The sequence below is a fragment of the Bradyrhizobium sp. AT1 genome (genome assembly GCF_001590795.1).
Lineage (GTDB): Bacteria > Pseudomonadota > Alphaproteobacteria > Rhizobiales > Xanthobacteraceae > Bradyrhizobium.
On the sequence record NZ_JXDL01000001.1, the window covers coordinates 1,639,630 to 1,665,621 of the forward strand.

Below are 25,992 nucleotides of genomic sequence, written 5' to 3' on the forward strand. Positions count from 1 at the left end.
ATGATGCCATCACCCCCGCGTGTCATGCCCCCTGCTTTTCACCGAAAACGCGGCAAATTCAAGCCTCTAAAACCTCAGCAAATACGGGCCGAATACGGGCCTCCATGGATCGATGGAACCCGGTTGACGCCTGCGTGATTAGTCCTCAGGCAACCGCCCCTCGCCATACTCCTGCCCGGTGCCCTCTCCAAAGCGGCATAAACCATGCTTCGCGCCCGGGATGGCGGAGTGCGAGTGCGGTGCCTAGTCTGACGATACGGGCTTCGGCTTGGCCTTGGCTTAGCCTTCCTTGGCCTCGGCGTAGGAGAGTTTCGGTGCTGGATATCTTGAAGGGGCGCGGCGCAAACGGATCGAATGGTGAGAAGATTGGCCTTGGCCCCACCCGCCGTCCGGTCATCGGCCTCGCCCTCGGCGGCGGCGCGGCGCGCGGCTTTGCCCATATCGGAATCCTCAGGACCCTGATCGCCAACGGCATCGTGCCCGACGTCGTGGTCGGCACCTCCATCGGCGCCGTGGTCGGCGGCCTCCACGCGGCCGGCCGGCTCGAGACGTTCGAGGAGTGGGGACGCAGCCTGCAAGGCATGCGCAACATCCTCGGTTATCTCGACATCCGCCTCAACGGCTCAGGCCTGCTCGGCGGCGAGAAGCTGGCAAGCCGCCTCGAGGACGCGGTTGGGCAGACCTTGATCGAGGATTTACCGGTGAAGTTCGCGAGCGTCGCGACCGAAGTCCGCACCGGCCATGAGATCTGGCTGACGCGTGGCCGCCTGGTCGATGCGATGCGCGCGTCCTATGCCCTGCCCGGCATCTTCCAGCCCATGCTGATCGGCGATCGCTGGCTGGTCGACGGCGCGCTGGTGAATCCCGTGCCGGTCTCCGCCGCCCGTGCGCTCGGCGCGGAAATCGTCATCGCCGCAAATCTTTCCAGCGACATCTTCACCCATTCCACGACGATCTATTCGCACGGCGCGATGCCCGCACCTGTGACGCCGGAGGTCGAGGAGACGACGGCCAAGCGGCGCTTTCCGCGGCTGTTCTCGGCCGAGAAAGCCATGAAGCGCGAGTTCTTCGGCAGCGCCGGCCGCCCGGGCATCTCCTCGGTGATGGTCGATGCCTTCAACATCATGCAGGACCGCATCACGCGCGCCCGCCTCGCCGGCGATCCCCCGGATCTGCTGATCTCGCCACGGGTCGGCCAGTTCGGCTGGTTCGACTTCCATCGTTCCGAGGACCTGATCGCCCACGGCGCGCGCGCCGCCGAGCGCGCGCTGGAATCGATCCAGGAGGCGATCGACGTGTTGGCGCCGGCGCCCGCCGGCCACGCGCCGAAAGCCGACGAGCAGGCCTGATCAGGCCGTCTTGATGTAGTCGCGCAGGGCTTCCTGCTCGGACTCGTATTCCTGGACCCGGCGCTTGACGATGTCGCCGATCGAGATCAGGCCGACCACCTTGCCGTTGTCGATCACGGGCAGATGGCGGAACTTGCCCGATGTCATCATCTCCATGAGCTCGGCGACCGTATCCGTCTCCTTGCAGGTCACGACCTTGCGGGTCATGACCTGAGCCACCGGCTCCTCCAGCACGGCGGCGCCGCGCTCGCCGAGCACACGGACGATGTCGCGCTCCGACAGGATGCCTTCGAGCCGGCTCTGGTTCATCACCAGCACCGCCCCGATCTTCTTCTCGGCGAGCAGCTTGACCGCGGCAGCCAGCTTGGCGTCGGGCTCGACGCTCATGATCTGGTGGCCCTTGGTATTGAGAATGGAACGTACCGTCATTGTCGCCTCCCTGAATCCGAGCCGTCCACCTTTTGGCGGTCCGGACCTGTTCTTCGAGTCTTCAACTAACAGTTTTGTTGGGCGCGGGTTTCACGCTCGCCCGTTGCGAGGCGCGGCCTCTATGGGCCCATCGCTTCGAAACATTCTTCACGGGAATGATGGATGAATTCGGGCCGCGCCGCAAGCGCCGCTTCAAATACGGTCTGAAACGTCCCGTGAGGACGCATCCGCAGCATCGCTTCGCACGCGCGGCACGGGGTCGAACAGGGCGAACAGCAACAGGCCGGCAAAGAAGCCGCCGATATGTGCCTGCCAGGCGACGCTCGTGGTTTCTGAATCGACGCCGATCGCACCGACGCCGAAGATGATGTTGACGCCGAACCACACCGCGAGGAAGCCGACCACCCGCCCGTCGCGCAATGCGCGCGACAGCGGCAATGCCGGAACCTTCGCGGCGGTATCGGCATCCGATCGGCTGAACGACAGGAAGCTGCCGCGGACGAAGGCGAAGCGGATTGCGGCTGCCATCGCGCCGGACACCGAGGCCGAGGCACCGATCATCGGCGCCACCGCGTGCTCGTGGGTAACGAGATGGGCGAGCGCGCCGGCCGCTGCCGTCACCGCCAGGAACAGGAAGAACCTGACCGCGCCAAAGCGCCGCGCCAGCGCGCTGCCGAACGGCAGCAGCCACAGCACGTTGAAGCCGAGATGGGTCAGGTTGGCGTGCAGCAGCGAATAGGTGACGAAACTCCAGACCTTGGCCCCAGTGCCGCCGGGGATCTCGAGATTGAGCAGCGAGGAATCGTAGCGCTTGGGGATGAAGCCGAAGACGTCGATGGTCCAGTTCTCGATCTCGGGCGGCAGCAGCACCCGCAGATGGATCACCGCGAGGAGCAGGATATAGGCGGTGAGCGCCGTGGGCAGCGTCAGGACCGGCTCGCGCTGAGCCTCCTCGATGACCAACGGCACCTCCGCTTGAGGATTTTGCCGAGGGTCTTGCGGCGGAGAATCTTGAGGGGAATCCAAGGCAGCTTCGCTTTCAGCGCGACCGGGGCAACACGCTTGCAGATAGTCGCCTTTGCCGCCCCTGCGCAAGTGCACAAACGGAAAAGGCAGGGCCCTGGGAAGCCCTGCCTGTCCGTGTCGGCCTTTCCGTGCCTTGGGAATGAAGGTGTATCCCCACCCCTCCCCGGCCCGTGGCCAAACTGTTTGACGCCCTGTGTACAGGCCCCGCCGAGAACCTGGATGAAAGCGGTGGGGCTTGCGAGACTGCGGCCACCTTAGCAGCGCCGCGCCAAGTGCAAAGCGCATAGTTAACTTAACGTTAACGACGCAAAGGCGGCCTTAAGAGAGGTAAAAACACGCCGGCGGCATGGACGCTGCAAATCCCCTCCTGCACAACAACACAAGGGATCGCGGGTGCACTGAAGCGGGACAGGTTTGTCCCCTGGAGGTTGCGCCCCGGGGTAAGCGTTCAGACATGAAACATCCGTCGAGCCGCGCGTTCTTCGCGTATTGGGACGAAAAGCGTGGCGCTGCACGGGCCCCCGACAGGGCCGACATCGATCCGGCCGCGGTGCGCGGCCTGCTCGGCGACATTTTTGTGCTCTCCTGCGAGCCCAATCTCGGCTTTCCCTTCCGCGTCGCCGGCACGCGCCTCTGCGCCCTCGCCGGCGCGGACCTCAAGGACCAGAGCTTTGCCGCGCTGTTCGACGATGCGAGCCGCAGCGAGATCGAGGAGATCACGACCATCGTCGCCGACGAGACGTTAGGCGCGATCGCCGGCGTCACGGCCGCGCGCGACGACGGCAGCAAGGCGCATCTCGAGCTGCTGCTGCTGCCCTTCAACGCCCGCCCGCACACGCCGGTGAGCGTGACCGGCGTGCTCGCACCGTTCGACGACGAATGCGGCGCGCTGTCGGCCTTCACCCTCACCTCCTGGCGCTATCTGCACCAGCCGGAGAAACTCCTGCCGCGCGCGATCCGCAAATTGCAGATCGCTCGCGGGCTGATGGTGTATGAGGGGCTGCGATAGTCTTTCACCCGCCGCGCGACATCAACGCGCGTGCGGATGGCCGTTTTTGCCGGATCTGCGTCATTCCTGATGTCGTTGCCAGGGGCTAGCTTCCGCCTCGCGTGAAGCAACCAAGATCAGGTGACATCATCATGATATGGCGCATTCTGGCATTGGGCGTCGGCTGCGTGGCATTGCTGGCGGCGATCGGCGGAACCTGGCTGTTCCTGCTGCCGGGTTCGCCGGCGCAGGGAACGGCGCCTGCGATCTCCAAGGACGAGACCGGGGCGAGCCTTGCGGCGTTGAAGCCACCGAAGCGCAAGCGTCCGCTGATCGCCATCGTCGGCATCAATGAGATGAGCGAGACCACTGACTATCTGATGCCCTACGGCATCCTTGCGCGCGCCGATGTCGCCGACGTCCTCGCACTGGCGACGCAGCCTGGACCCGTCACACTTTATCCCGCGCTGAAGGTGCAGCCGCACGCGACCACCGCCGAGTTCGATGCTGCGCATCCCGACGGCGCCGATTACGTCATCGTGCCCGCGATGAGCCGCGAGGACGATACGCTTGCCTTGCAGTGGATCAAAAGCCAGGCCGGCAAGGGCGCAATCGTCATCGGCGTCTGCGTCGGCGCCAAGGTCGTTGCCAACACCGGGCTGCTCGACGGCCGTCAGGCCACCACGCACTGGTATTCGGTGCGCGACCTGCAAAAGCATTCCGCGATCCGCTATGTCGCGGACCGCAGGCTGGTGGTCGACCGGGGCGTTGCGACGACGACCGGCATCACCGCATCCATGCCGATGGCCCTGACCCTGATCGAGGCCATCGCCGGCCGCGCCAAGGCGGAGGCGGTCGCCAGCGAGATCGGTCTTGCAGAGTGGGATGCGCGCCACCGCAGCGCGGCGTTCCAGTTCACACGCCCCTTCGCACTGACCGCGATTGCCAACACGATCGCGTTCTGGAACCGCGAGCAACTCGGAATCGCGCTGACGCCAGGCATCGACGAGGTGTCGCTTGCGCTCGTCGCCGATGCCTGGTCGCGCACCTATCGCTCGCGTGCCCTCACCTTCGCGGTCACGGCCGAAGCACAGACGAGCCGCAGCGGTCTTCGCATCCTGCCGGACGAGGTCGTGGCCGACTGGCCAGCGAAGCAGGTGCCGCCGGCCGCCGCCCACCTGCCGCCGGCACGGGCGCTGGACCAGACCTTGCACGCGATCGATGCGCGCTACGGATCGCGCACCGCCGACTTCGTCGCGATGCAGCTGGAATATCCGAGATAAGAGCACGATTGTGCACCGGCCGTCGCACGCAACAGCCGGCGCACGATATCCGCACCGTTACGGCATCGCCAGATGCCAGGCCCCGTTCAGGAAGCCGTCGCCGGTGATGTCGCCGGGCTTGGTGTCCTTGGCGAAGGTGTAGAGCGGCTTGCCCTTGTAGGCCCACTGCTTGGAGCCGTCGTCGCGGGTGATGATGGTGTAGCCGTCGCCCGCGGCATCGCTCGCCTCGGCTTTCAGCACCGGCCAATTGGTCGCGCACGGACCGTTGCAGGCGGATTTGCCGTCCGAATCCTTGTCGAAGGTGTAGAGTGTCATGCCCTTGGCGTCGGTGAGCACGCTGCCCTTGTCGGTCTTGCCGGTCTTGGTCGGCGGTGCGGCGAAGGCGGCGGGAACGATCGCGAGCGAGAGTGCGAGCGTGAGCGCGAGGCGGATCGAGGACGTCATGAGTTCTCCTGTCATGCAATTGGCTTGCATGGGGTAGGACGCCGCGCGCGGCCTCATATTCCTCCGCCGGCGACCAAGATATTTTTCGCTGCGCGCATCGACGCAGCGGAATAAACTGGACCAACCGAGACCGAACGACGAAGAGACATGAACAAGCCGCATTGGCGTCCCGCGCACGCATCCGACCTGCCGGCGATCAGCGCCATCGCGGCGCGGTTACATCCTGATCTTCCTGAGAGGCCCGAGGTCTTCGCCGAGAAGATGCGGCTCTATCCCGATGGCTGCCGCGTGCTGGTCGCCGACGACGAGATCGCCGGCTACGGACTCTCCCATCCCTGGAAGCAGCAGCGGATTCCGCCGCTCGACAGTTTCCTCGCACGATTGCCTGACGATGCGGATTGTCTCTACGTCCACGACGTCGCCGTGTTGCCGGATTTTCGCGGCGGCGTTCTGCGCGCTTACATCACCGGGATCGAGCAGCTGGCGCGCGCGTCAGGCATCGCAACGCTCGCATTGGTCTCGGTCTATGCGACGCAGCCGCTGTGGCAGCGTCTCGGCTTTCAGCCCGTCAATGCGGAGGCGGAGCTGGGCGCAAAGCTTGCCTCCTACGGCGAAGGCGCGACCTACATGCTGCGCGAGCTCGCTGCGACGTAACGCCCCTCCCCGACCGGCTCACGCGGGCGTGAAGCGGCGCCCTCGAACCGGGTCAGGACAGGCTCCGTCGAAGGTGTGTGCGAGCCGTTCCGGTCTCGCCGAACCGAGGCTGGAGAACATCCATGAAGCTCACATTGTCGAAAGTTGCTTTGCTTGCATGCGTTGCGACGAGCGCGTTCGCAACGACCGGCGCCAACGCGGCGTCACACCGAACCGATGGTTGCCAATTCGGCTTCTTCGAGAGCTGCGGCATCATCGCGGAGTCGTCGACCCCGGGCCGCGCACGCCGCCCCGTCGCTCGTCTCGCCAACGATACCTCGCCGATCTACATGAAGCAGACCGATCCCCGCTACAGCTCGTCCATGCGTGACGCCGGTGGCGGCGGCGGCGGTGGTGGTGGCGGCGGAGGTGGTGGCGGTGGCGGCGGCCGCTGAACTCACGCCTGACCTTTCAGATGATGCCGCCGGTGCAATCCGGCGGCATCATTACCGTCCTGAACGGCGGCGGCTCAGCCGCGATGCTTTTTCTTCTTCGTCTTCTTTCCGGGTGCGCCCTTCACCGGCCACTGCGTGACCGATGGCTCCGCGCGGGCCTGCTTGTCGCGATGCTTCTTTTTCTTTCCAAAGGCAGGAGCCTCGCCAGATCTCGGTCCGCGCTCGCCGGGTGGCTTGCCGCGCGGCTTGAATTCACGCGCCTCGCGCGGACGCTCGTCCCGCCGTTCGCGATGATCGACATCGTCCCTCTCGCGCCGGGGCGCATGGGACCGCTCCTCCGCAGGCGCCTGCTGCTGCGGCGCGCCCGCCATCGGCTCGAGGCGGATATTGTCTTCCTTGTCCGGACGCTTGATCTTGACGGCGAAGGACTCCGCGACCCGCTCGGAAATTTCAAACTCGGTCGTGGTGTCCATGATCTTGATGGCACCGATGTCGCCCTTGTCGATGCCGCCGCGACGGCAGATCATCGGCAGCAGCCAGCGCGCTTCCGCATTCTTGCGTCGTCCGATGTTGGCGCGGAACCAGACGGTGGCCTCTCCCATGCCGTGACGGGCTGAGGATTTGCCTGGTTTCGATCGCGGCCCCGCAGGGCGATCATCGCCACGTGTGGCGCGGCCATCGTCGCGCGGCGTGCGAACATTGTCTCGCCCGCGATCGTCACGCGGCCGGCTGGTTCGCTCGCCGGGATCGAGGATGTCTTCGGGCGACGGCAGCCGCGCGCGGTAAAGCCGCGCCAGTGCCGCGGCGATATCCTCGGCCGACCGCTCGGCCAGCAGCGCCTGGGCCAGCGCCAGATCGTCGGCCGTCGTCTCCTCGGTGAACAACACGTCCTTCATGCGGTCGTGATCGAGCTTGCGGATTTCATCCGCCTGCGGCGCGATTCCCCAGGCTGCGTCGACCCCTGCGAGATTGAGCAGCAGCTCCGCGCGCCGCCGGCGCGCGGGCGGCACCAGCAGGACGCTCGTCCCCTTGCGTCCGGCGCGCCCGGTGCGGCCCGAGCGATGCTGCATCACCTCGGCGTCGTTGGGCAGGTCGGCATGAATGACGAGGTCGAGGCTCGGCAGATCGATGCCGCGGGCGGCGACGTCGGTCGCGACGCAGACGCGCGCGCGGCCGTCGCGCAGCGACTGCAGCGCCAGGGTGCGCTCGTTCTGGGTCAATTCGCCCGAGAGCGCGACGACGGAAAAGCCGCGCTCCAGGAGGGCTGCCTGCAAATGCCTGACGTGATCGCGCGTGCTGCAAAACACCAGCGCGCTCGGCGCCTCGTAGAAGCGCAGCACGTTGACGACGGCATGCTCGGCATCGGCGGGCGCGATGCGGATGGCGCGGTATTCGATATCGGCATGGCCGCCTTCGTCGCCGGCAACCTCGATCCGGAAGGCGTCGCGTTGATATTGCCTGGCGAGCGCGACGATGCCGCGCGGGAACGTCGCCGAGAACATCAGGGTGCGGCGCGTCGCGGGCGTGGTCTCGAGGATGAACTCCATGTCCTCGCGAAAGCCGAGATTGAGCATCTCGTCGGCCTCGTCGAGTACGACCGCGGCGAGCTCGGAGATATCGAGACGGCCGCGGCGCAAATGATCGCAGAGACGGCCGGGCGTGCCGACGACGATATGGGCGCCGGCCGCCAGCTCGCGCTGCTCGCGGCGCGGATCCATGCCGCCGACGCAGGAGACCACGCGGCCGCCGGCTTGGCCGTAGAGCCATGCAAGCTCGCGCTGGACCTGCATCGCGAGCTCACGGGTCGGTGCCACGATCAAAGCGAGCGGCGCACCGGCCGGCCCGAACCGTTCGGCGTCATCGAGGAGATTCTTGGCGATCGCCAGTCCATAGGCGACGGTCTTGCCGGAGCCGGTCTGGGCCGAGACCAGCAGGTCGCGGCTGGTCGCTTCGTGGGCGAGCACGGCGAGCTGGACGGGGGTCAGTGAATCATAGTTCCGCTCGGCCAAAGCTTTGGCGAGCGGCGGGGTCAGGGCCGGAAGAGACACGAGATGGAGAACCTTGGTTAATTCAGGCGCGGCACAGCGAGCCGAGAGGCCTGAGGCTGACGTGCGCGGCAATTGGCCCGGCCGCACGCTGGCGATTTGATCTGGGCGCTCTTTACGCCAACCGCGCGGAAATCACCATGCCTATGTTGCATGGCTTGGCGGGGAGCGCCGCGCCTGAAGGTTGCAGCGGGGCTTTGCGTCGCGTCAGTTAACCCTGCGGCCCAGCCGGACCGGACGCCCCGCTCCCTCCACCGTCATTGCGGGCGCAGCGACTTGTCCGCCGAAGCCTTGGCGAAGGCGGAAGCAAATCCAGGATCCTGCCGCTGTGGCAGCCTGGATTGAGGCGGCTGGTGAACGTCCGATCGGGCGATGCTAGACACGTCTGGTGACCTGATAGGGTAGAGTTCAGGCGACACAGCGTGGGAGCGCAACGATGCGATTGGCAGTCATTTCCGACATCCACGGCAACCTTGCGGCGCTGGAGGCCGTGCTCGCCGACATCAAGACGCGCAGCGTCGATCGCACGGTGAACCTCGGCGATTGCGTCACCAGCCCGTTGTGGCCGAAGGAGACTTTCGAAGCCCTGCAGTCGCTGTCCTTGCCGACCGTGCGCGGAAACCATGACCGCTGGATCGAGGAGTTTCCGGACGACAAGCTCTCGCCGGCCGGCCTGTTCGCGCGCAACGCATTGACCGCGGAGCAGCGTCGCGCGCTCCACAGCCTGCCCTCCCAAATTCGGCTCGACGACGGGATCCTGGCCTGCCATGGCACGCCCGAGAACGACACGACGTGCCTGCTGGAGGAATCGCTCGACGACGGCCGGTTCGTGCCGGCACGGCGCGACGTGCTGGAGGCGCGTCTGGCGAGCGAGCCGGCGGCGCGCGTGGTGTTGTGCGGTCACAGCCACCGTCAGGCGGCCGTTCAGGGTCCCGGCGATCGTCTGGTTCTCAATCCGGGAAGCGTTGGCTGCCCGGTCTTCGCGGACATTCCCTTTGCCGCGAGACTGGAGCACCGCTCGCCTCACGCCCGCTACGCGATACTGACGAAGAAGAAACGGGGCTGGCAGGTCGAACTCCTGGCCCTCGAATATGATTGGGACGCCGCATCGGCGCGTGCACTCGCCAACAACCGCCCGGACTGGGCGCATGCGATGTTGACCGGATACGTCGAATAGCAAGCGACGCGATCCCAAATCGTGCCTTAGGAGACATCAAGGGGAGAAACATGGCCGACAGCATATCGCTCGCCGACAAGCTCGCGACTTTTGAAGATCACTGGTCCCCGCGCACGGTCACGACCTTCAACGATTGCGACGTCATGGTGGTGAAGGTGAAGGGCGAGTTCACCTGGCACAAGCACGACGACACCGACGATTTCTTCCTGGTCCTGAAAGGCCATCTGGACATCGAGTTGCGCGATCGCACCGTGAGGCTCGGCCCGGGCGAACTCTACGTCGTGCCCAAAGGGGGCGAGCATCGCCCGGTGGCGCGCGAGGAAGTTCATCTCATGCTGATCGAACCAACGGGCACGCCGAACACGGGCGACAAGGCAACCGCCGCCGCACGCAAGCTCGCGTAAGCAGGCGGATCGCCGGCTCACAGACCACTAGGACGCGATAAAGCGAAGCGTGCCTGCCTGACGCGTCGGCTTGCCGGTATCATTGGTGTGATTGACGCCGTCCATGACCGGCACCTCGGCGAAGTCGAACGGGCTCACGCCGTCCAGACAGGCGACATTGACGGCATAGAGGGTCTGATCGGATCGGCGCTGGTGGTGGGTGTAAATTCCGCAGCGAGAGCAGAAGAAATGCTGCGCCGATCCGGTGTGAAAGCGGTACGTCGTCAGCGCCTCCTCTCCCCGCAGGAACCTGATCCCGCCCATGGCCGCCATGGCCACGACGGCGCCTCGCATTCGGCAATAAGAGCAGGTGCAGCGGCGGATCGACTTGAAGCCGTCGCTGAGTGTCACCTCGAAGCGCACCGCGCCACAATGGCACTGGCCGGCTCGAACGTTCGCGTCGCTGCTCATGGCCCCTGTGTTCCCTGATCCAGATCATGTCCACGCCCGGTCCCGGGCGCACTGGACTGTCATAGCGGATCGTACGCGATATGAGAAAAGTTTGCGCAGCCGCTCTCTAATCCCGAGAGGTCGCCAACCTGCTGAAGCCGTTGACGAGCCTTGCTCTTGCCCGCGCAGCACTGTCCTTCACCGCGCGGCTCACAGCACGTATGGCGCGCCAGGCTTCAGTTTCCAGTAGCCAGGCCTTCAGCTCGGCAAACCTCCCATACGCCCAGGCGAACGCCGGAATCCGCATCAGCTTTTCGCGCGTCAGGTGAAATAGCCGCTCGACCAGCACGAGCTTGAGCAGCTCGCCGACGATGAAGGTTACGGCACCGCTCACGACTTGACCGGTTGCGGCGAGGTACGCCGCCACGGGCTTGACCGGCTCCAGAATGATCACGGGGACGGAAAACAGCGCGAGCGACGCATAAGGCGGCAGCGATCTGATCCAGGTACGTAGCCGCTCGAATACGAAATGTCGCTCGATCCATCGTGAAATCGGCCGCGCCACGGTCATGAAGACCGCATCGATCAGAAAGTAGATCGCGGCCAGAATATATGTGACGGGTTGCAGGATTCGCTTCACGGCACCTCTCCCGCCAAGTGAAAGCAGGAACTTGGGCCTAAGTTTCATCCCGGCGTGAATAGTTCGGGGAAATCAGGTGGAACTTTTTGGGCGGGGGCCGGTGTGTTCTTCCTTCTCCCCTTGCGGAAAAGGCAATGGCGCAAATGGCTCAACGAAATCAATATTCAATGGCGGGACCGTCCCTTTCTGTCCCACCGCCGAGGCCGCGCTTTGGACTGCTCGATGAGTGCCCCGGAATCCTCCGTAACGGTATCCAGAGCCGCTTGGCGAGATCGCTCAACATCTGTCGGATAGAAAAACGTGTGAAGAAGCGAATGCTCCGGTGGGAACGACCAACGCGCACTGCGGTAGACTGGGCTTCTGATCAGTCGGGGGGCCTGCTCAAGTGATCGAGGTTCTGAACAATCTAGCCGCCGTGCTTGGATACGCCGTGCTCGCACTAACTGCCGTCAGCGGCACCGTTTGGTGGATATTTAAGACCTTCAGCGAGCGCTGGCTAAACGCGAAGTTTGCGGAACGGCTTGAGACCCTCAAACACGAACAACAGAAAGAGCTGGCGGAGCTGAAGTTTGCGATCGATGCCCAAATGGATCGGGCGACCAAACTCCATCAACAGGAGTTTGAAACTCTTCCTAAGGCCTGGCGGCTTTTGGTGAACAGTTTCGGCATTGCGCGCGAAGTGACATCGCGAATGCAATCCACGCCCGATCTCAACTCAATGTCGGATGTTCAACGCGAGGACTTTCTTGTCGAAGGTGTGATCGGCAAAGAACTTGCCGAGTGGCAACGACAAAAGATCAGGGACGCCACCGATAAAACGGCCGAGCTTCGGAATCAGTGGGAGCCATTCAAAATCGCACGAGCAAAAAGAGCCAGTGCTAAGTTCTACAAATACTTTCGAGCGAACGGCATCTTTATCCGGGAGTCACTTAAGACGAAGTTTGACAACCTTGACCAAATGGTGTTGGCGGCCATCTCTGCACACCAGATGAATTTTCAGCACAGGACGCGCGAATTGAAAGCTATCGACAGACTCGCTGATGATGGTGAAGCGATGATAAAGGCTCTCGAAATTGAAGTGCAGAAGCGGCTTTGGGACAGCACCGCCACAGGAACTGAGAGCAACGATAGCGGCGAGAATAGCACTTCACAACGCTAGCCGTTCTTCTTCAGAAAGTGCGGATGATCCTCAAGGAGCTCATCCGGCTTAATCCACACACCACCAAGCTCTGGATTCGCTTCCAACGTGCTGTCGCGTTCGATGGCAAATCCGAGAATGAAGAGACCTTGCCGCAACCGAGCAAAACAACCGAATAGACCTTCCTGCGTATTGCGCGCGAAGCGATATTCGAAGGCCTCTGAAGCGTTCCATCTACCCTGAATTAGAGTGTTATAGCCGTCAAACAAATTCAGCAAGCTCTGTGGTACGCCCTTTATCGAAAAATCTTCTTTCGATTTCCAGATCGCTTGCACGCGACCCGTGTTGCTTAACGGCCTCCGGAAGTGTTCGAAGTAAAGTCCGAGCGCCACCTTGTGCGCAAAGACATTCAAGTGGCGGATTGTAGTTGGTCCCACCGTCGCGAAACGCGCGCCGAACGGAACATTTACGCCGTGATTTTCCAAATGCCTTCGCGCTCTCCGCTGCTGTTCAGGAGAGTCCATGGATAACCACTCGCGAACGACTTCGGGAGCCTGCAGCTTTATTTGAGCTGACAGCTTCGAATGATCGATCTGAGATTGGTTGCTTGCGTACATATCCCAACGGCTGACTAGGGCTGCCACGAGGTCGGCCGTGCTGGTGCCACGATTGCACTCAGCGCAAGCGGGCATAACTAGCCTGTCCGGGCGGAATGAATTGTCGAACAACGATTTGGGAGGCATATGCTCGCGCGTAGTCGTTGCTCTGATGCCGCCACAGAACGCGCAGGCGGGGAATCGTTCGATCAGCTTCGCCGTCGCACTTTGCTTCTGCTTTGCCTCGCCCATAGGATCGGAAAATGCCTGCGCGCTTTACGTCCGGCAAGTATCCTAAGCCGCCTATCAACTGTCCATTTTGGCAATCGGCACTGGTTATCTGGCCCTCTTTGCGATTGGATACCCCTCGCCCGGCTCGCCACTTTGCGGCGAGCCATCCCCTCCCGCAAGGGGCAGGTGAAGCCAGCTCTGCGCGCTCAGATCTCCGCATAGACCTCCAGCAAATTGCCGTCGGGATCGCGGAAGAACAGCGTGCGATGTCCGAACGGCTGATTCGTCGGCGGCGACAGCAGCGCAACGCCGTGCCGAACCAGTTCGTCGGCGCATTGGTCGACCTCGGCGGCCGACACCTTGAACGCCAGTTGCAGCGCGGCGCTGCCCGGCGGCACCGGCGCATCGGCGGCGGTCCGGCTCGGTCGCGCGAGCGCCAGCGTATTGCTGCCGAGGCCGTACTCGATCCAGTTCGGCGACAGCTCGCGCAGCAGCGGAAAAGCGAGGATGTCCTCATAGAAGCGGCGCATCGCCGCCATGTCGCGCACGAAAATGACGGTGTAGTCGATCGCGCGGATGGCGTGGAAGGGCGAGCGGGGGCGTGCCTGTTCGTTTGTCATCGTGTCCTTCATTCCGAACCGGCTTGTCGCCCGCATGAAGCAAAGCGGAAATGCGGGACCTGCGGCCCCCGGATTACGCTTTGCTCCATCCGGGCCACAAGGCTGGGCACTAGCATAGCAGCCCGCCACTATAGCGGAGCTCATAAAGCGGCGTGCCATCCTGCAGCGCAATCGTCTCGACACCCTGAAACCGATCGAGCGCGCCTTCGGCCTGGTTGCGGTAGATCATGCCATCCTGCTCGAACAGAGGCGGTCCGCGGTAGGGCTGCTCGACTTTCACGCCCAGCAGGGCCTGCCGCAGGAATTTGTAGATATCGAGGAAGGTCTCCCGATCCCTGATCTCCACACGGGCGCCGCCGCTGTAGCTCATCGACCAGATCACGCGGCCCTCCCGCGACACGGTCTCCTGCCCGACGAAAAATCCCATCCCGAAATAGATGTCGCGATAGGCGTAAGGCGGCGCGCGATGCTCGAGCTGCTTGGAGCCGGCGAGCAACGGCGTCGCCACGGTCGCGTCGTCATCGAGGCCGGCATAAGTGCGCCGCTTGGCCTCGACCAGGAACGTCGCGAGATCGTGCGGGACCGACGGCATCTTCTATTCCACCAGTTCCGGCCACGGCACGATGGTCGACTTCACCGTCTTCATTGCCATCGCGTCCTTCACCGCCTGCGCGACGCCCTCTTCCGTGAACGGATAGATCGTCTGCATCTTCAGCCAGGGGTACTTGCTGGCCGTGCGGTAGAGCATGTCGACGCCGAGCGGCAGGTCGTTGCCGGTGAAGCCCCGGGAGCCCAGCACGTTGAGGTCCTTGGTGCAGATGCGGTGCCAGGAGGTGTCGATCGAGCCGGCGTCGGTGAACTGGCCCATCTCGACATAGGTGCCGCCGTCGCGCAGCATCTCGATGCCTTCAGGGCCGGCCGTGGGGTGGCCCGAGCAGTCCATCACGAGATCGGCGCCGAAGCCGCCGACGATCTCGCGGACGCGCGCGATGCGCTCCTGCGGCGACTTCAGCTCCTCGATGTTCACGGTCTCCTCCGCGCCGAACTCGCGCGCGAGCTTGAGCCGCGGCTGCTCCGGCGCGCCGACGCAAATGACGCGCCCTGCCCCCATCTCCCTGGCGGCGGCGACCGCCAGAATGCCGATCGGGCCTGAGCCCTGGATCACCACCGTATCGCCCCAAGTGAAGCCGCCGGCGCGGCTGGCACGGTTGAAGGCGCGGATGCAGGAGGTCAGCGGCTCCGACAGCGCGCCGAGGCGCAGCGACATGTCGTCGGGCAGCTTGTAGATCTTGGTGCCCGGCAGCATCTCGAGATCGACATAGACATATTCGGCCCAGCCGCCCCACATGTGCGGCGCCTTGTCGAAGCCGAGATAGCGGCCGTAATAGACCGGCGTCAGGCACTTGTTGGCGGTCTGGGGATAGTGGATGCAGTAATAGCACTGGCCGCAAGGCATCAAGGGCGGGATCATCACCTTCGAGCCGACCTTGAGCGGCTTGCTCATGAAGTCCTCGGTGAACTCCTCGCCGCATTCGACGATGACGCCGCCGATCTCGTGGCCGAGCGTGAACGGCCAAGGCAGCGGCTTCGGCCAGTGGCCTTTGAGGATATGCAGATCGGTGCCGCAGACACCGCAGGCGCCGACCTTGATCAGCGCGGCCTTGCGGCCGACCTTCGGCCACGGCACGGTCTTGATCACGGGTTCGGAACCGGGACCGGAGTGGGTGCAGACGCGGATGGATTCCATGAACGTTTCCTCGTCGCCCGCTTGTTCTGTTTTAATGGTGGGGGCGTCAGGCAAAGCGTATGTGAGATGCGCGGTCGTGCCAAGCCGAAGGTCTCGTAGCCCGCATGGAGCAACGCGGAATGCGGGGCCGGCAGTCCCGGATTACGCTACGCTCCATCCGGGCTACGGTGCGCCACACAACCACTATCGTCATCCCCGCGGCGGAACGTGTGATGGCAGCGCAAGGCTGCATCTCCGCACGCCCAATTGTCTTGAGCCGTCACCAGCGACCGTGTACGGACGGCGACGTCTCACCCAGGTATTCCCTTGAACCCCCTCCCCCAAAATCCTGCCGCCGCGTCCGGCTCGTTCGCGGCGATGAAGTCGGTGCCGTACCGGCTGCAGTTCATGGCCTACGTGCTCGCGATGATGGCCGACAATATCGAGCACGTGATCAGCTATTGGGTGGTGTTCCAGAAATTCCATTCGCCGACGCTGGGGGGATTTGCCGTGCTGTCGCACTGGCTGCCGTTCCTGCTGTTCTCGGTGGCGGTCGGCGGGCTCGCCGACCGGTTCGATCCGCGCCGCATCATCCAGTGCGGCATGCTGCTGTTCATCACGGCCTCCGCCGGATGGGGCTTCTTCTTCCTCACCGACACGATCCAGATGTGGCACGCGATGCTGCTGCTGGTGATCCATGGCTGCGCCGGCGTCTTGTGGCAGACGCCGAACCAGCTCCTGCTCTACGACCTCGTGGGACCCGCGGACCTGCCGAGCGCGGTGCGGCTGAACGCGATGGCGCGCTATCTCGGCATCCTGGTCGGGCCTGCGGTCGGCGGCGTGATCATGCTGACGCTCGGCGCCTCGCACGGCATCATCTTCAACACGCTGTTCTATCTGCCGATGCTGCTCTGGCTGTTCTGGGCACCGGTGCGAGACAGAAGCGTTGCGGTGCGGCGCTTTGCCGTGCGCGGCCTCGCCGACATCGTGCTGACGATGCGCGCCATCGGCACGCAGCCGGTGCTGACGGCGATGACGTGGCTCGCCGGCCTCACCTCCTTCATGATCGGCAATGCCTACCACGCCCAGATGCCGGGCTTTGCCGGCGATCTCGGCCATGGCGATCCCGGTGTCTCCTACAGCGTGCTGCTCGCGGCCGACGCGGCCGGCGCGGTGCTCGCCGCCATCGCGCTGGAATCCTGGGGACGCCTCAAGGGCACGCCGCGCACCGCGATTCTGCTTGCGATGCTCTGGAGCGTGGCGCTGCTCGGCTTCGCCACGATGCGGATCTATCCGGTGGCGATCGTGCTGCTGTTCTGCGCCGGCTTCTTCGAGCTGTCGTTCAACACCATGGCGCAGGCGCTGGTGCAGTTGAATGCGCCGCACGATATCCGCGGCCGTGTCGTCGGCCTTTATAATATGGCGGGGCTCGGGATGCGGGCGTTCAGCGGCATCACGGTCGGGGTAGCAGGCGCGGCGATCGGCATTCACTGGTCGCTGGGGCTGTCGGCCGCAGCGCTGCTGGCGCTGCTGTGCCTGCTTTATGGGCGCGCGGCGAAGCGGGCGTGAAGCGCCTGGTCGTCCGGAGCGCCCCCCGCCGATGTGGCTTTTCTGACGCATTGTGTCAGTCCGTTGCCGCCGCACCCAATCCTAACGCGGCATTAACCCTATGCACCTTAGGGTCGTCCCGGACTCCGCCAGGCGGGGGGTCGGGTTGTGAAAATGGCGTTGGCGAACAAAAAATTTCTTCCGGCCGCCGAGGAGCGTCGGCGTTTCCAGCGGGTGAAAGTGCACCTGCTCGGCCGTTACATGCTGCCCGATCGCCGCGAATTTCCCTGCCAGGTGATCAACATGTCGCCGGGCGGGCTGGCACTGCTGGCCCCCGGCATCGGCAATGTCGGCGACCGCGTGGTCGCCTATCTCGACCATATCGGCCGGGTCGAGGGCAAGATCACCCGCATCATCGACAATGGCTTCGCCATGACGATCGGTGCCACGCCCCGCAAGCGCGACAAGCTCGCGGCCCAGCTGACCTGGCTCGCCAACCGCGACATCCTCAACCTGCCCGAGGATCGCCGCCACGACCGTATCGTGCCGCGCAACCCGATCGCCGTGCTGACCCTCGAGGACGGCACCAAGATGACCTGCCGCATCATCGACCTGTCGCTATCAGGCGCGGCCATTGCCGCGGAGAACCGCCCGCCGCTGAAATCGACGGTTTTGCTCGGCCGGGTCCAGGGCCGCGTGGTCCGAAACCTCGAAGACGGCTTCGCCCTGGAGTTCGTCCACGCGCAGCCGATCGAGACACTCGAAGAGAGCGTTACCGCGCGGTAAAGCGCGACGACGTCAAAACCCCTGTAATTCCAGCTTCGAAGGCGGCCTCCGCAATGCGGACGCCGCCTTTTTCATGCGTCGGGACCCGCCTTGCGCGGGTTAACGAGCGGCGCGTTTGGGCATGGAAACGGCGCCCCGCCAGCGTTTCCGCGTTAATCGATAAAATTTGAATCAATTGCAGTTGATTCAAATTTTATGAGAATTCGATTCAAGTATAGATCGAATTCGCCGCGCCTTTTACTTGTATTCGTCTCGACTTGACTTGGTCGACTTAGCGGCAACTCAAAAGCTCCGTGCGAAATGTGGTCCCAACAAGAAACGGGGGCCGCAATGTTTGATTTCAGGGGACAGGGGAAGAAGCTGGCGCTCGCCGCCATGCTCTTCGGGATCGGCGCGACAGCGCAGGCCGGCGAAAGCCGTCTGCTCTACGCGAGCCTCGGTGACACCACGCGTGCGCCGATCGGCTGGGTCGAGTTCTGTGCGGACAATGCCGCCCAGTGCCAGGGCGCGCCGACGCAGGCACGCGACATCGTGATGTCGCAGGCCGCATGGCGCGACCTCGTCAAGGTCAATCGCTGGGTCAACGAGACCGTCAAGCCTTTGACCGACCAGGAGCACTGGGGCGTGATCGAGAAGTGGTCGCTGCCCTCAGACGGTTACGGCGACTGCGAAGACTACGTGTTGTTGAAGCGCAAGATGCTGATGGATGCCGGATGGCCGCGCGAGGCCCTGCTCATCACCGTCGTGCGCGACAAGAAGGGTGAAGGACACGCGGTGCTGACGGTGAAGACCGACAAGGGCGAATTCGTTCTCGACAATCAGAACGAGAACGTCGTTGCCTGGACGGAGACCGGCTACCGCTTCGTCAAGCGCCAGTCGCAGAGCGATCCCAACGTCTGGGTCTCGCTCGGCGATACCAAGCCGGCGGTCTCCACCGCCAGCGCAAGAGATTAACAGGAACGAGACAACAGGTTACGCGACCCGGTCACATCCCCACCCCTCCCCGTCCCAGACCGGTTCGCGCGCGGCCAGCCATCCCCCAATGGCTGGCCGCAACTTTTTGGGGTGCGCCATCAGTCCTGAGACGCCCACGGCACGCGCGCGCCGGTGAAATCGCGCCAGGTGCCTTGCAGGACGGGCTGCACGCCGACGGATGCGCGCGCCTGCCAGCCGGCGATCGCCGCCGCGGCAATGGCGCTGTCGGGCTCGGCATCGAGCCGCGCGAGCAGCGATGCCGTGACCGCCATGTCGTTGAACGCGCCGAGTTCCTCCTGCAGACCGGCGAGCCGGCGCGAGAAGCGCCGCGTCGACTTGCGGTCCTCATAGAGCGGCAGCAGGAATTCACCGAGATAGCGCAGCCGCTTGGTGGCGAGCCGAACCCTGTGCAATTGCTCGATCGTGAGCGACTTGAAGCGGCGGCCGCGCTTCAGCACCTTCGCGTACTGCTCCGACAAGATGCGCTGCGCGAAGTTGACGGCAGGCTCGGCGAGCTGGCCGAGATCTTCGGCGGCAACGTCGTTGCGCCATCCGCGGGTCTCGATCCAGTGACCGAGGCCGATCAGGAACACGGCGCAGCGGCGATCGTCGAGCGCATGATGCGCCCTGCGATAGGCGTCGGACTGGCTCCTGGCCGCAGCCCGGCCGAGCGCATCGAAGCCTGCGACGGCAGGACAGGCCTTTGCGATCGTCGGCAAGGTCTCGAGCCGGAACACATCCCAGTCGCGCGCAGCGGACAATTCCTGCGCCAGCCATTTGGCTTCCGACCGCAGCGCATCGAGATCCTTGAGCGCGCCGACCGATCGCATCAGATCGAGCGCCGATCTCAGCCGGCGCAGCGAGACGCGCAGCTGATGCACGCCTTCCGGATTGCGGCCGTCCTCGGCCGCCGGCAGCGATTGCAGCAGATGAAGGAAGCAGGAGCGCAGGATGGTCGCGAAGGCTTCGTCGAGCGTCACCGACGGATCGAGGCGAAGCTTTCGCGGTCGCCGCGCCGCCGGCGGCAGGTCGGCGGCAAGATCGAAGCCGCGCGCCGACTTGCTGCGGATCGACGGCTTCACCGCCCCCTGCTCCGCCAGCAGCAAGGCGACCTCGTAGATCGTGCTCGCGCTGCCGCCCTTGAGCTCGAGTTCGATCTCGCTCACCGGCAGCGAGCGGTCGCCGGCCTTCAGCTCGCCCTGGTCGAACGCGACCTCGACCGTGCCGGTCGGCAGGTCGATCATCCGTGCATGGCGATGGACGTCGGCGGTGAAGACGGCTTCGAGCGGATGCGCTTCGAGAGAGCTGCGCAGCTTCTCCGGAATGAACGGCATCGCCAGCGCGAGATCAGGTGCAAGCGACGGCACGCGCGCCTCCCACTCGCCACGGCGCAGCGGATCGTCAGCAATTTCGGTCTTCACGGTCTGCACGAAGCGCGCACCGCTCTGGCGCACGCGCAGGCTGAGGCCATTGCGCCGGAGCGCGCGTTCCGGCGTGTCGTAATAGACCGACTTGAGATGTTTCCGCGCGCCCTTGTTGCGCGCGTGCGCCGCGATGACAGGCGCGGCATTGAAGTGCGCCATGCGGCCGGCATCGACAATGAGCTTGAGCTCGATCTCACCCGCCGTGGACCGAGTTGGCGCGGGGGGCGCATCCTGCGATGGCGTCTGATCAATCACAGCGCCCTCGACTTGCGCGGGTTCCTCGCCCTCCTCAATCTGCCTCAGGAAGCCGGCGGCGACTTGCGTCCTCTTGTTGTCCTTTGCAGCAGGATTCCCATCGGGCGCGCCCGGGGTCTTGCGGGCCGGCGTTGCATCTGACTTCAGCATTTACGATAACATGACAGTTCGATGACAGAACGACAGCATATAGCTGGAGCGGCGTGCAAAGAACAGTCGTTACATCGCATGTGTGGTCGTCCATACGACGCGCACAACACGGCCGAGCCCTGTCACAATCCGGCTCGACCTGAGGAATCAAATTGCAGCCGCCCTGGCAGAGCAATCGAATTGACAGCACATCGCGCAATTGGCGAAACCGATATGAAACGCGCCAGCGAACCTGGCTCAAGCTGGCAGAGAAATTTCTTTCTGGATCTGCAGTGGCTTAACGAGCCGCGCCGATGACAGGACAGAGTTTGTGACAGCCCCGACGGATCAGCACCGCAAGCGCCGGTTCCCAACGATCGAGCGCGGGATCACAGATGCGCATCAGTGCGCGAGCGTGTTCTTGTAAATCCTGCCGTCCTTCATGATCACCACAAAATTCTTCGCGGGATCCTCGACGATGCTGATGTTGTCGAGCGGATTGCCGTCGATCAGCAGGAGATCGGCGAGCGCGCCTTCCTCCACCACGCCGAGCCGGCCCGGATAAGGATTTCGCGGGCCCGAGAGGCGCAGCAGCTCCGCATTGGTCGACGTTGCCATGGTCAGCGCTTCGGCCGGCGTGTACCAGCGCGTCAATGCGGCAAGCATCGCGCCCTGCGTGTCCGCCAGCGCCTTCGAGAACAGAATGTCGGTTCCGAACGCGGTTTTGATGCCGTACTTCTTCGCCAAGCCATAGACGCGGTCGGTGCCGGTAACCACTTGCCGCATCTTGTCCTGCTCGGCGGGGCCGAGCGCCGCCGCAGCTGACAGATCGAGGAACGGCTGCGTGCTGAGCCAGATCCCCTTCTCGGCCATCAGCCGCGCGCTCGCCTCGTCCATGAGATGACCGTGCTCGATGCATCTGACGCCGGCTGCAATCGAGCGCTGGATCGCAACCGGCGTGTAGGCGTGGGTCGCGACATAGGTCCCCCAATTGTCGGCAGCTTCGACGGCGGCGCGCAGCTCGGGCTCGGTGAAGGTGGAGACATCGAGCGGACTGAACGGCGAAGCGACGCCGCCGCCCGCCGTCAGCTTGACCTGCGAAGCGCCCTGCATGAGCTGCTCGCGCGCGCGGACTCGGACCTCGTCGGGGCTGTCGGCCACCATGCTGCCGCCGATCTGCTCCATGCGGCTCAGCATCCCACCGATCGTGCGCGGCAGGTCGGAGAGCTGGCGGAAGTCGCCGTGACCGCTGGTGATGGTGATCATGGCCCCGGAGGGATAGATGCGGGGACCGGCGACGAGATCCTCGTCGATGGCGCGCTTGAGGCCGAAGCTCGGCCCACCCATGTCGCGCACGGTGGTGAAGCCACGCATCAGCGTCGCGGTCGCTTCGCTGGCGGCGAGCAGATTGTTGTAACCGATATCCCCCGCAAGCACGGCCATCGGCGTCGGCCGCACCAGCATCGCATGCCAATGCGCGTCGATCAGGCCCGGCATCAGCACGCGGCCGCCGCCGTCGATGACTTGCGCGGAGGCGGTGACGTCGCCGGTCGAGATCTTCTCGATGATCTTGTTCCGGACCAGGACGCTGGATGGCGCGGAGAGCGAGGCACTCTTGCCATCGAAAATCCGGACATTGCGGAACAGGACGGCGGAATCCTGTTGAGCTGATGCCGGTGACAGCACGCCAAGCACCATTGCACTGCAAGCAAGCGATACAGCGACGGCGAGAACTTTGGCCGACATCCTCAAACCCGACATATCAGCCTCCCCTACAGGTTCAGGCTATGCGAGGGCCGATGGCAGGCACGCAACGTCGGCGCAGTTGACGCCGAAGTGTAGCTCGCGTCAACTTACAACCATCACGGCAATAGGCCGCCCTGCCATCTGAATGGAAGAAGGATCGGCCCGTCCGTCGGCAATTGAATCAAAGCAAGTGAATCAAGGAGCGAGCCCGTGAGGACAGGCCGCAGCCGCTCACACGCCCAGCACATCCGCAAGCCGCAGCTCGTCGGCCACGGGATCTTTCAGGAACAGCTCGGCCTCGATCTCGTCCAGATGCGACAGCATCTGGGCGCGCGCGGCCTCTCTGTCCCGCTTGCGGATCGCGGCGACGATGCCGGCATGGTGATCGGTGCCGCAAGCGGGCGTGTCGTGACGGCGGTAGAGCAGGATGATCAGCGAGGAGCGCGCAATCAGCTCCTTGAGGAAGCCGAGATAGATGCTGTGGCCGCTCATCTCCGCGATGAGCCGGTGGAACTCGCCGGAGAGCCGGACCGAGGTGCGGGCATCGCCGCGCCGCTCGGCTTCGCGTTCCTCGGCAAGATGCTGCTGCAGGCGTTCGAGCCAATCCGGTGATGCCGCTTCACAGGCGTGATCGACGATGGTGGGCTCGATCAAGCGGCGCGCCTCGAACACTTCGCGGGCATCGGCGGGCGTCGGCCGCGCGACGAAGGCGCCGCGGTTCTTCTCGATGTTGACGATGCCCTCATGCGCGAGCTGCTGCAGCGCGGTGCGGACCAGCGTGCGGCTTGCGCCGTAGATCTCGCCGATCTCGTCCTCGCCGAGCTTGGTGCCCGGCAGCAGGCGATGCTCGAGGATTGCCGCGGTCACACCCTCCCGGATGCGGCTGACGCGATCGCTCGCATCTGGCGCGTCGGATTTGGGGCGGGGCTTGGCGGCCATGGGAGTAAGGGCTCATCGGCAACGTTCAAAGAAGATGTTAGTCGACGAGCTGTATCCAATCACAGGCGAAACTTTATACAATCCTAGCCCATTTTGTGTGCATGTAGCTGTACCTGCGGCGGGCAGTCCGGACCGGCCGAATTCGATCTAACGATCTGACTCCGCTGCACAGTTTCCGAGTTTGGCCAGTCGACAGGCGATTGGCACGGACCTTGCGGAGAGGAGCGGCAGCACCGCCCCTCCCTGGACACGCCATGGCCACTCCCGCCGCTCTCGAACTGGTCGCCGTCACCAAGCGCTACGACACGACGCTGGCGGTCGACACCGTCAATTTGAAGATCCCGGCCGGCACCTATTGCTGCCTGCTCGGCCCGTCCGGCTGCGGCAAGACCTCGACGCTGCGGATGATCGCGGGCCACGAAGCGGTCAGCGAGGGCGACATCATCCTGGGCAACCAGAACGTCACCGACCTGCCGCCGGCCGAACGCGGCACGGCGATGATGTTCCAGTCCTACGCGCTGTTTCCGCATCTGAGCGTGATCGACAACGTCGCCTTTGCCCTCAAGATGCGCGGCGTCGACAAGCCGACGCGCCACAAGCGCGCAGGCGAATTGCTGGAGCTGGTGGCGATGACCCAATATGCCGGCCGGCTGCCGGCGCAGCTCTCCGGCGGCCAGCAGCAGCGCGTCGCGCTCGCCCGCGCGCTGATCACCGAGCCGCAGATCCTGCTGCTGGACGAGCCGCTCTCCGCACTCGACCCGTTCCTGCGCGTGAAGATGCGCGGCGAATTGAAGCGGCTGCAGCGCGAGCTCGGCATCAGCTTCATCCAGGTCACCCACGGCCAGGAAGAGGCGATGGCGCTCGCCGACCACATCGTGGTGATGAACCACGGCAAGATCGAGCAGCAGGGCACGGCCCGCGACATCTTTCACCGTCCCCGCACCGAATTCGTGGCGCGCTTCATCGGCGGCCACAACGTGCTCAGCGACGCCGGCAAGCTCATCGCCGTGCGTGCCGATCAGCTCGGCATCGTGCCGTTCACTGACGGCACGATCGGCGCGCCGGCGCTGCTGACCCAGACCGAGTACCAGGGCTCTTACATCGCCGTCTCGCTCACGCTCGACGACGGCACCGCCCTGTTCTCCCACGTTCCCGAAGCCACTTTCGACGTCCACCCGTTCCGTCCGGGCGATCGCGTGCTGGCCACCTGGGACCCCGCCAAGGCGCAACGCCTGCAATAGCGCCGATCGATCACTGGAATGCGCAACAGAGGAGTGACTGACATGAGCAAGACCACTGGGACGAAGGGCGTCAGCCGCCGTACGCTGCTCAAGGGCACCGCTGGTCTCGCCGGCCTTGCCGCCGGCTCCGGCGCCATCACCGGCTTTCCCTATGTGAAGTCGGCCGACGCGAAGGTGCTGCGCTATCTCGGCACCGCCGTGAACGAGGGCGACGACATCTCCAAGCAGTGCCTGAAGGACACCGGCATCAAGATCGAATACATCACCGCAACCACCGACGACGTCACCAAGCGCGTGATGACCCAGCCGAACTCCTTCGACGTGCTGGACACCGAATATTTCTCGCTGAAGAAGATCGTGCCGTCGGGCAACATCCTCGCCCTCGACGCGAAGAAGATCAAACAGTTCGACAACATCACGCCCGTCTTCACCAAGGGCGAGACGCCCGGCGGCAAGAAGATCGGCGGCCAGGGCACCGCGCCCTGGAAGGTGCTCTACCTCGAAGGCAAGGACTCCAAGAAGTTCGCGACGTCGGCGACCGAATTCGTCACGCTGATCCCGACCGTCTACAACGCCGACACGCTCGGCATCCGTCCCGACCTGATCAAGCGGCCGATCAGCTCCTGGTCGGAGCTGCTCAACCCCGAGTTCAAGGGCAAGGCCTCGATCCTCAACATCCCCTCGATCGGCATCATGGATGCCGCGATGGTCGTGGAAGCCACCGGCAAGTACAAATATGCCGACAAGGGCAACATGACCAAGGAAGAGATCGATCTCACCATGAAGGTGATGACCGAGGCCAAGAAGGCCGGCCAGTTCCGCGCGTTCTGGAAAGACTTCAACGAGAGCGTCAACCTGATGGCGTCGGGCGAGACCGTGATCCAGTCGATGTGGTCGCCGGCGGTGACGAAGGTGCGCTCGATGGGCATCCCCTGCACCTTCCAGCCGCTGAAGGAAGGCTATCGCTCCTGGGCCTCCGGCTTCTGCGTCTCCAAGGGTGTGTCGGGTGCGAAGCTCGAATGGGCCTACGAGTTCGTGAACTGGTTCCTGTCCGGCTACGCCGGCGCCTATCTCAACCGCCAGGGCTACTACTCCGCCGTGCTCTCCACCGCGAAGGCGCATATGGAGCCTTACGAGTGGGCCTACTGGATGGAAGGCAAGCCGGCCGAGAAGGACATCAAGGCGCCCGACGGCTCGCTGCTGGAAAAGGCCGGCGCCGTGCGCGACGGCGGCTCTTATGAGGACCGCATGGGCGGCGTTGCCTGCTGGAACGCCGTGATGGACGAGAACGACTACATGGTCCGCAAGTGGAACGAGTTCATCGCGGCGTAACGGA

The 25,992-nt window shown here is 64.3% G+C and carries 26 protein-coding genes; 13 read left to right on the forward strand and 13 right to left on the reverse strand.

What is annotated here, in order from left to right; all coding sequences use genetic code 11:
• The first annotated feature begins 314 nt into the window (after positions 1–314).
• Positions 315–1,349 carry a patatin-like phospholipase family protein gene (locus SE92_RS07905; protein ID WP_063195192.1) on the forward strand — a complete coding sequence of 345 codons (1,035 nt, stop codon included), beginning with the start codon at positions 315–317 and terminating at the stop codon, positions 1,347–1,349.
• Here SE92_RS07905 and SE92_RS07910 read toward each other — a convergent pair whose 3' ends face one another.
• Positions 1,350–1,778: a CBS domain-containing protein gene (locus tag SE92_RS07910; RefSeq protein WP_063195193.1), complete on the reverse strand. Its 429-nt coding sequence runs from the start codon at positions 1,776–1,778 to the stop codon at positions 1,350–1,352.
• Between the two features lie 192 nt (positions 1,779–1,970).
• On the reverse strand, positions 1,971–2,804 hold the full coding sequence (locus SE92_RS07915; RefSeq protein WP_063195194.1) for a rhomboid family intramembrane serine protease: 834 nt from the start codon (positions 2,802–2,804) through the stop codon (positions 1,971–1,973).
• Positions 2,805–3,258: 454 nt separating this feature from the next.
• On the opposite strand from SE92_RS07915, the gene SE92_RS07920 reads away from it, so the two are divergent.
• Positions 3,259–3,813 carry a PAS domain-containing protein gene (locus SE92_RS07920; protein ID WP_063195195.1) on the forward strand — a complete coding sequence of 185 codons (555 nt, stop codon included), beginning with the start codon at positions 3,259–3,261 and terminating at the stop codon, positions 3,811–3,813.
• A gap of 131 nt (positions 3,814–3,944) precedes the next feature.
• Positions 3,945–5,075 carry a DJ-1/PfpI family protein gene (locus SE92_RS07925; RefSeq protein ID WP_063195196.1) on the forward strand — a complete coding sequence of 377 codons (1,131 nt, stop codon included), beginning with the start codon at positions 3,945–3,947 and terminating at the stop codon, positions 5,073–5,075.
• A 57-nt stretch (positions 5,076–5,132) separates the two neighbouring features.
• Here the strand turns inward: SE92_RS07925 and SE92_RS07930 are convergent, their stop codons facing one another.
• Positions 5,133–5,519, reverse strand: coding sequence for a COG4315 family predicted lipoprotein (locus SE92_RS07930; protein ID WP_063195197.1), 387 nt, complete (start codon positions 5,517–5,519; stop codon positions 5,133–5,135).
• A gap of 147 nt (positions 5,520–5,666) precedes the next feature.
• On the opposite strand from SE92_RS07930, the gene SE92_RS07935 reads away from it, so the two are divergent.
• A complete protein-coding gene (locus SE92_RS07935) occupies positions 5,667–6,173 on the forward strand; it encodes a GNAT family N-acetyltransferase (RefSeq protein WP_063195198.1) in 507 nt (168 codons plus the stop codon).
• A 122-nt stretch (positions 6,174–6,295) separates the two neighbouring features.
• Entirely contained in the window at positions 6,296–6,607 is a 312-nt protein-coding gene (locus SE92_RS07940) for a hypothetical protein (RefSeq protein WP_063195199.1), read from the forward strand.
• A 74-nt stretch (positions 6,608–6,681) separates the two neighbouring features.
• On the opposite strand, the gene SE92_RS07945 is transcribed toward SE92_RS07940, so the two are convergent.
• Positions 6,682–8,655, reverse strand: coding sequence for a DEAD/DEAH box helicase (locus SE92_RS07945; RefSeq protein WP_063195200.1), 1,974 nt, complete (start codon positions 8,653–8,655; stop codon positions 6,682–6,684).
• 433 nt (positions 8,656–9,088) lie between these two features.
• On the opposite strand from SE92_RS07945, the gene SE92_RS07950 reads away from it, so the two are divergent.
• Both SE92_RS07950 and SE92_RS07955 read left to right on the forward strand, forming a co-directional pair.
• Positions 9,089–9,829, forward strand: a complete 741-nt coding sequence (locus tag SE92_RS07950) for a metallophosphoesterase family protein (RefSeq protein ID WP_063195201.1) — start codon at positions 9,089–9,091, stop codon at positions 9,827–9,829.
• A gap of 50 nt (positions 9,830–9,879) precedes the next feature.
• Positions 9,880–10,233 carry a cupin domain-containing protein gene (locus SE92_RS07955; RefSeq protein WP_063195202.1) on the forward strand — a complete coding sequence of 118 codons (354 nt, stop codon included), beginning with the start codon at positions 9,880–9,882 and terminating at the stop codon, positions 10,231–10,233.
• Positions 10,234–10,260: 27 nt separating this feature from the next.
• Here the strand turns inward: SE92_RS07955 and SE92_RS07960 are convergent, their stop codons facing one another.
• Both SE92_RS07960 and SE92_RS07965 read right to left on the reverse strand, forming a co-directional pair.
• A complete protein-coding gene (locus SE92_RS07960; protein ID WP_063195203.1) occupies positions 10,261–10,683 on the reverse strand; it encodes a GFA family protein in 423 nt (140 codons plus the stop codon).
• Between the two features lie 106 nt (positions 10,684–10,789).
• Positions 10,790–11,302, reverse strand: a complete 513-nt coding sequence (locus SE92_RS07965) for a hypothetical protein (RefSeq protein ID WP_063195204.1) — start codon at positions 11,300–11,302, stop codon at positions 10,790–10,792.
• Positions 11,303–11,687: 385 nt separating this feature from the next.
• Between SE92_RS07965 and SE92_RS07970 the strand changes: the two genes are divergently transcribed.
• The gene (locus tag SE92_RS07970; protein ID WP_063195205.1) at positions 11,688–12,461 is read left to right on the forward strand and encodes a hypothetical protein; all 774 of its coding nucleotides are present in this window, start codon (positions 11,688–11,690) and stop codon (positions 12,459–12,461) included.
• Here the strand turns inward: SE92_RS07970 and SE92_RS07975 are convergent.
• From SE92_RS07975 to SE92_RS07990, 4 genes are all read right to left on the reverse strand, one after another.
• Positions 12,458–13,288, reverse strand: a complete 831-nt coding sequence (locus SE92_RS07975; RefSeq protein ID WP_063195206.1) for a hypothetical protein — start codon at positions 13,286–13,288, stop codon at positions 12,458–12,460. The two genes, SE92_RS07970 and SE92_RS07975, sit on opposite strands and share 4 nt — an antisense overlap.
• A gap of 185 nt (positions 13,289–13,473) precedes the next feature.
• Positions 13,474–13,887 (reverse strand): VOC family protein, encoded by a 414-nt coding sequence (locus SE92_RS07980; RefSeq protein ID WP_063203398.1) that lies wholly within the window; start codon positions 13,885–13,887, stop codon positions 13,474–13,476.
• A gap of 109 nt (positions 13,888–13,996) precedes the next feature.
• The gene (locus SE92_RS07985) at positions 13,997–14,479 is read right to left on the reverse strand and encodes a DUF5680 domain-containing protein (protein ID WP_063195207.1); all 483 of its coding nucleotides are present in this window, start codon (positions 14,477–14,479) and stop codon (positions 13,997–13,999) included.
• Positions 14,480–14,482: 3 nt separating this feature from the next.
• Positions 14,483–15,634: a zinc-binding dehydrogenase gene (locus SE92_RS07990; RefSeq protein WP_063195208.1), complete on the reverse strand. Its 1,152-nt coding sequence runs from the start codon at positions 15,632–15,634 to the stop codon at positions 14,483–14,485.
• A 306-nt stretch (positions 15,635–15,940) separates the two neighbouring features.
• Between SE92_RS07990 and SE92_RS07995 the strand changes: the two genes are divergently transcribed.
• The 3 genes from SE92_RS07995 (at position 15,941) to SE92_RS08005 (ending at position 18,901) form a co-directional block, all read left to right on the forward strand.
• Entirely contained in the window at positions 15,941–17,182 is a 1,242-nt protein-coding gene (locus tag SE92_RS07995; protein ID WP_283806760.1) for an MFS transporter, read from the forward strand.
• A gap of 153 nt (positions 17,183–17,335) precedes the next feature.
• Entirely contained in the window at positions 17,336–17,947 is a 612-nt protein-coding gene (locus tag SE92_RS08000; protein ID WP_008140941.1) for a PilZ domain-containing protein, read from the forward strand.
• A gap of 330 nt (positions 17,948–18,277) precedes the next feature.
• Positions 18,278–18,901, forward strand: coding sequence for a transglutaminase-like cysteine peptidase (locus SE92_RS08005; protein ID WP_063195210.1), 624 nt, complete (start codon positions 18,278–18,280; stop codon positions 18,899–18,901).
• A 119-nt stretch (positions 18,902–19,020) separates the two neighbouring features.
• On the opposite strand, the gene SE92_RS08010 is transcribed toward SE92_RS08005, so the two are convergent.
• From SE92_RS08010 to SE92_RS08020, 3 genes are all read right to left on the reverse strand, one after another.
• Positions 19,021–20,751, reverse strand: a complete 1,731-nt coding sequence (locus SE92_RS08010; RefSeq protein WP_063195211.1) for a CYTH and CHAD domain-containing protein — start codon at positions 20,749–20,751, stop codon at positions 19,021–19,023.
• Positions 20,752–21,132: 381 nt separating this feature from the next.
• The gene (locus tag SE92_RS08015) at positions 21,133–22,491 is read right to left on the reverse strand and encodes a metal-dependent hydrolase family protein (RefSeq protein WP_063195212.1); all 1,359 of its coding nucleotides are present in this window, start codon (positions 22,489–22,491) and stop codon (positions 21,133–21,135) included.
• A 216-nt stretch (positions 22,492–22,707) separates the two neighbouring features.
• Complete coding sequence (locus SE92_RS08020) at positions 22,708–23,415, reverse strand: GntR family transcriptional regulator (protein ID WP_063195213.1); 708 nt, start codon at positions 23,413–23,415, stop codon at positions 22,708–22,710.
• A 254-nt stretch (positions 23,416–23,669) separates the two neighbouring features.
• On the opposite strand from SE92_RS08020, the gene SE92_RS08025 reads away from it, so the two are divergent.
• Positions 23,670–24,656, forward strand: coding sequence for an ABC transporter ATP-binding protein (locus SE92_RS08025; RefSeq protein ID WP_063195214.1), 987 nt, complete (start codon positions 23,670–23,672; stop codon positions 24,654–24,656).
• A 42-nt stretch (positions 24,657–24,698) separates the two neighbouring features.
• Positions 24,699–25,988 (forward strand): ABC transporter substrate-binding protein, encoded by a 1,290-nt coding sequence (locus tag SE92_RS08030; protein ID WP_063195215.1) that lies wholly within the window; start codon positions 24,699–24,701, stop codon positions 25,986–25,988.
• The last annotated feature ends 4 nt before the right edge of the window (positions 25,989–25,992 follow it).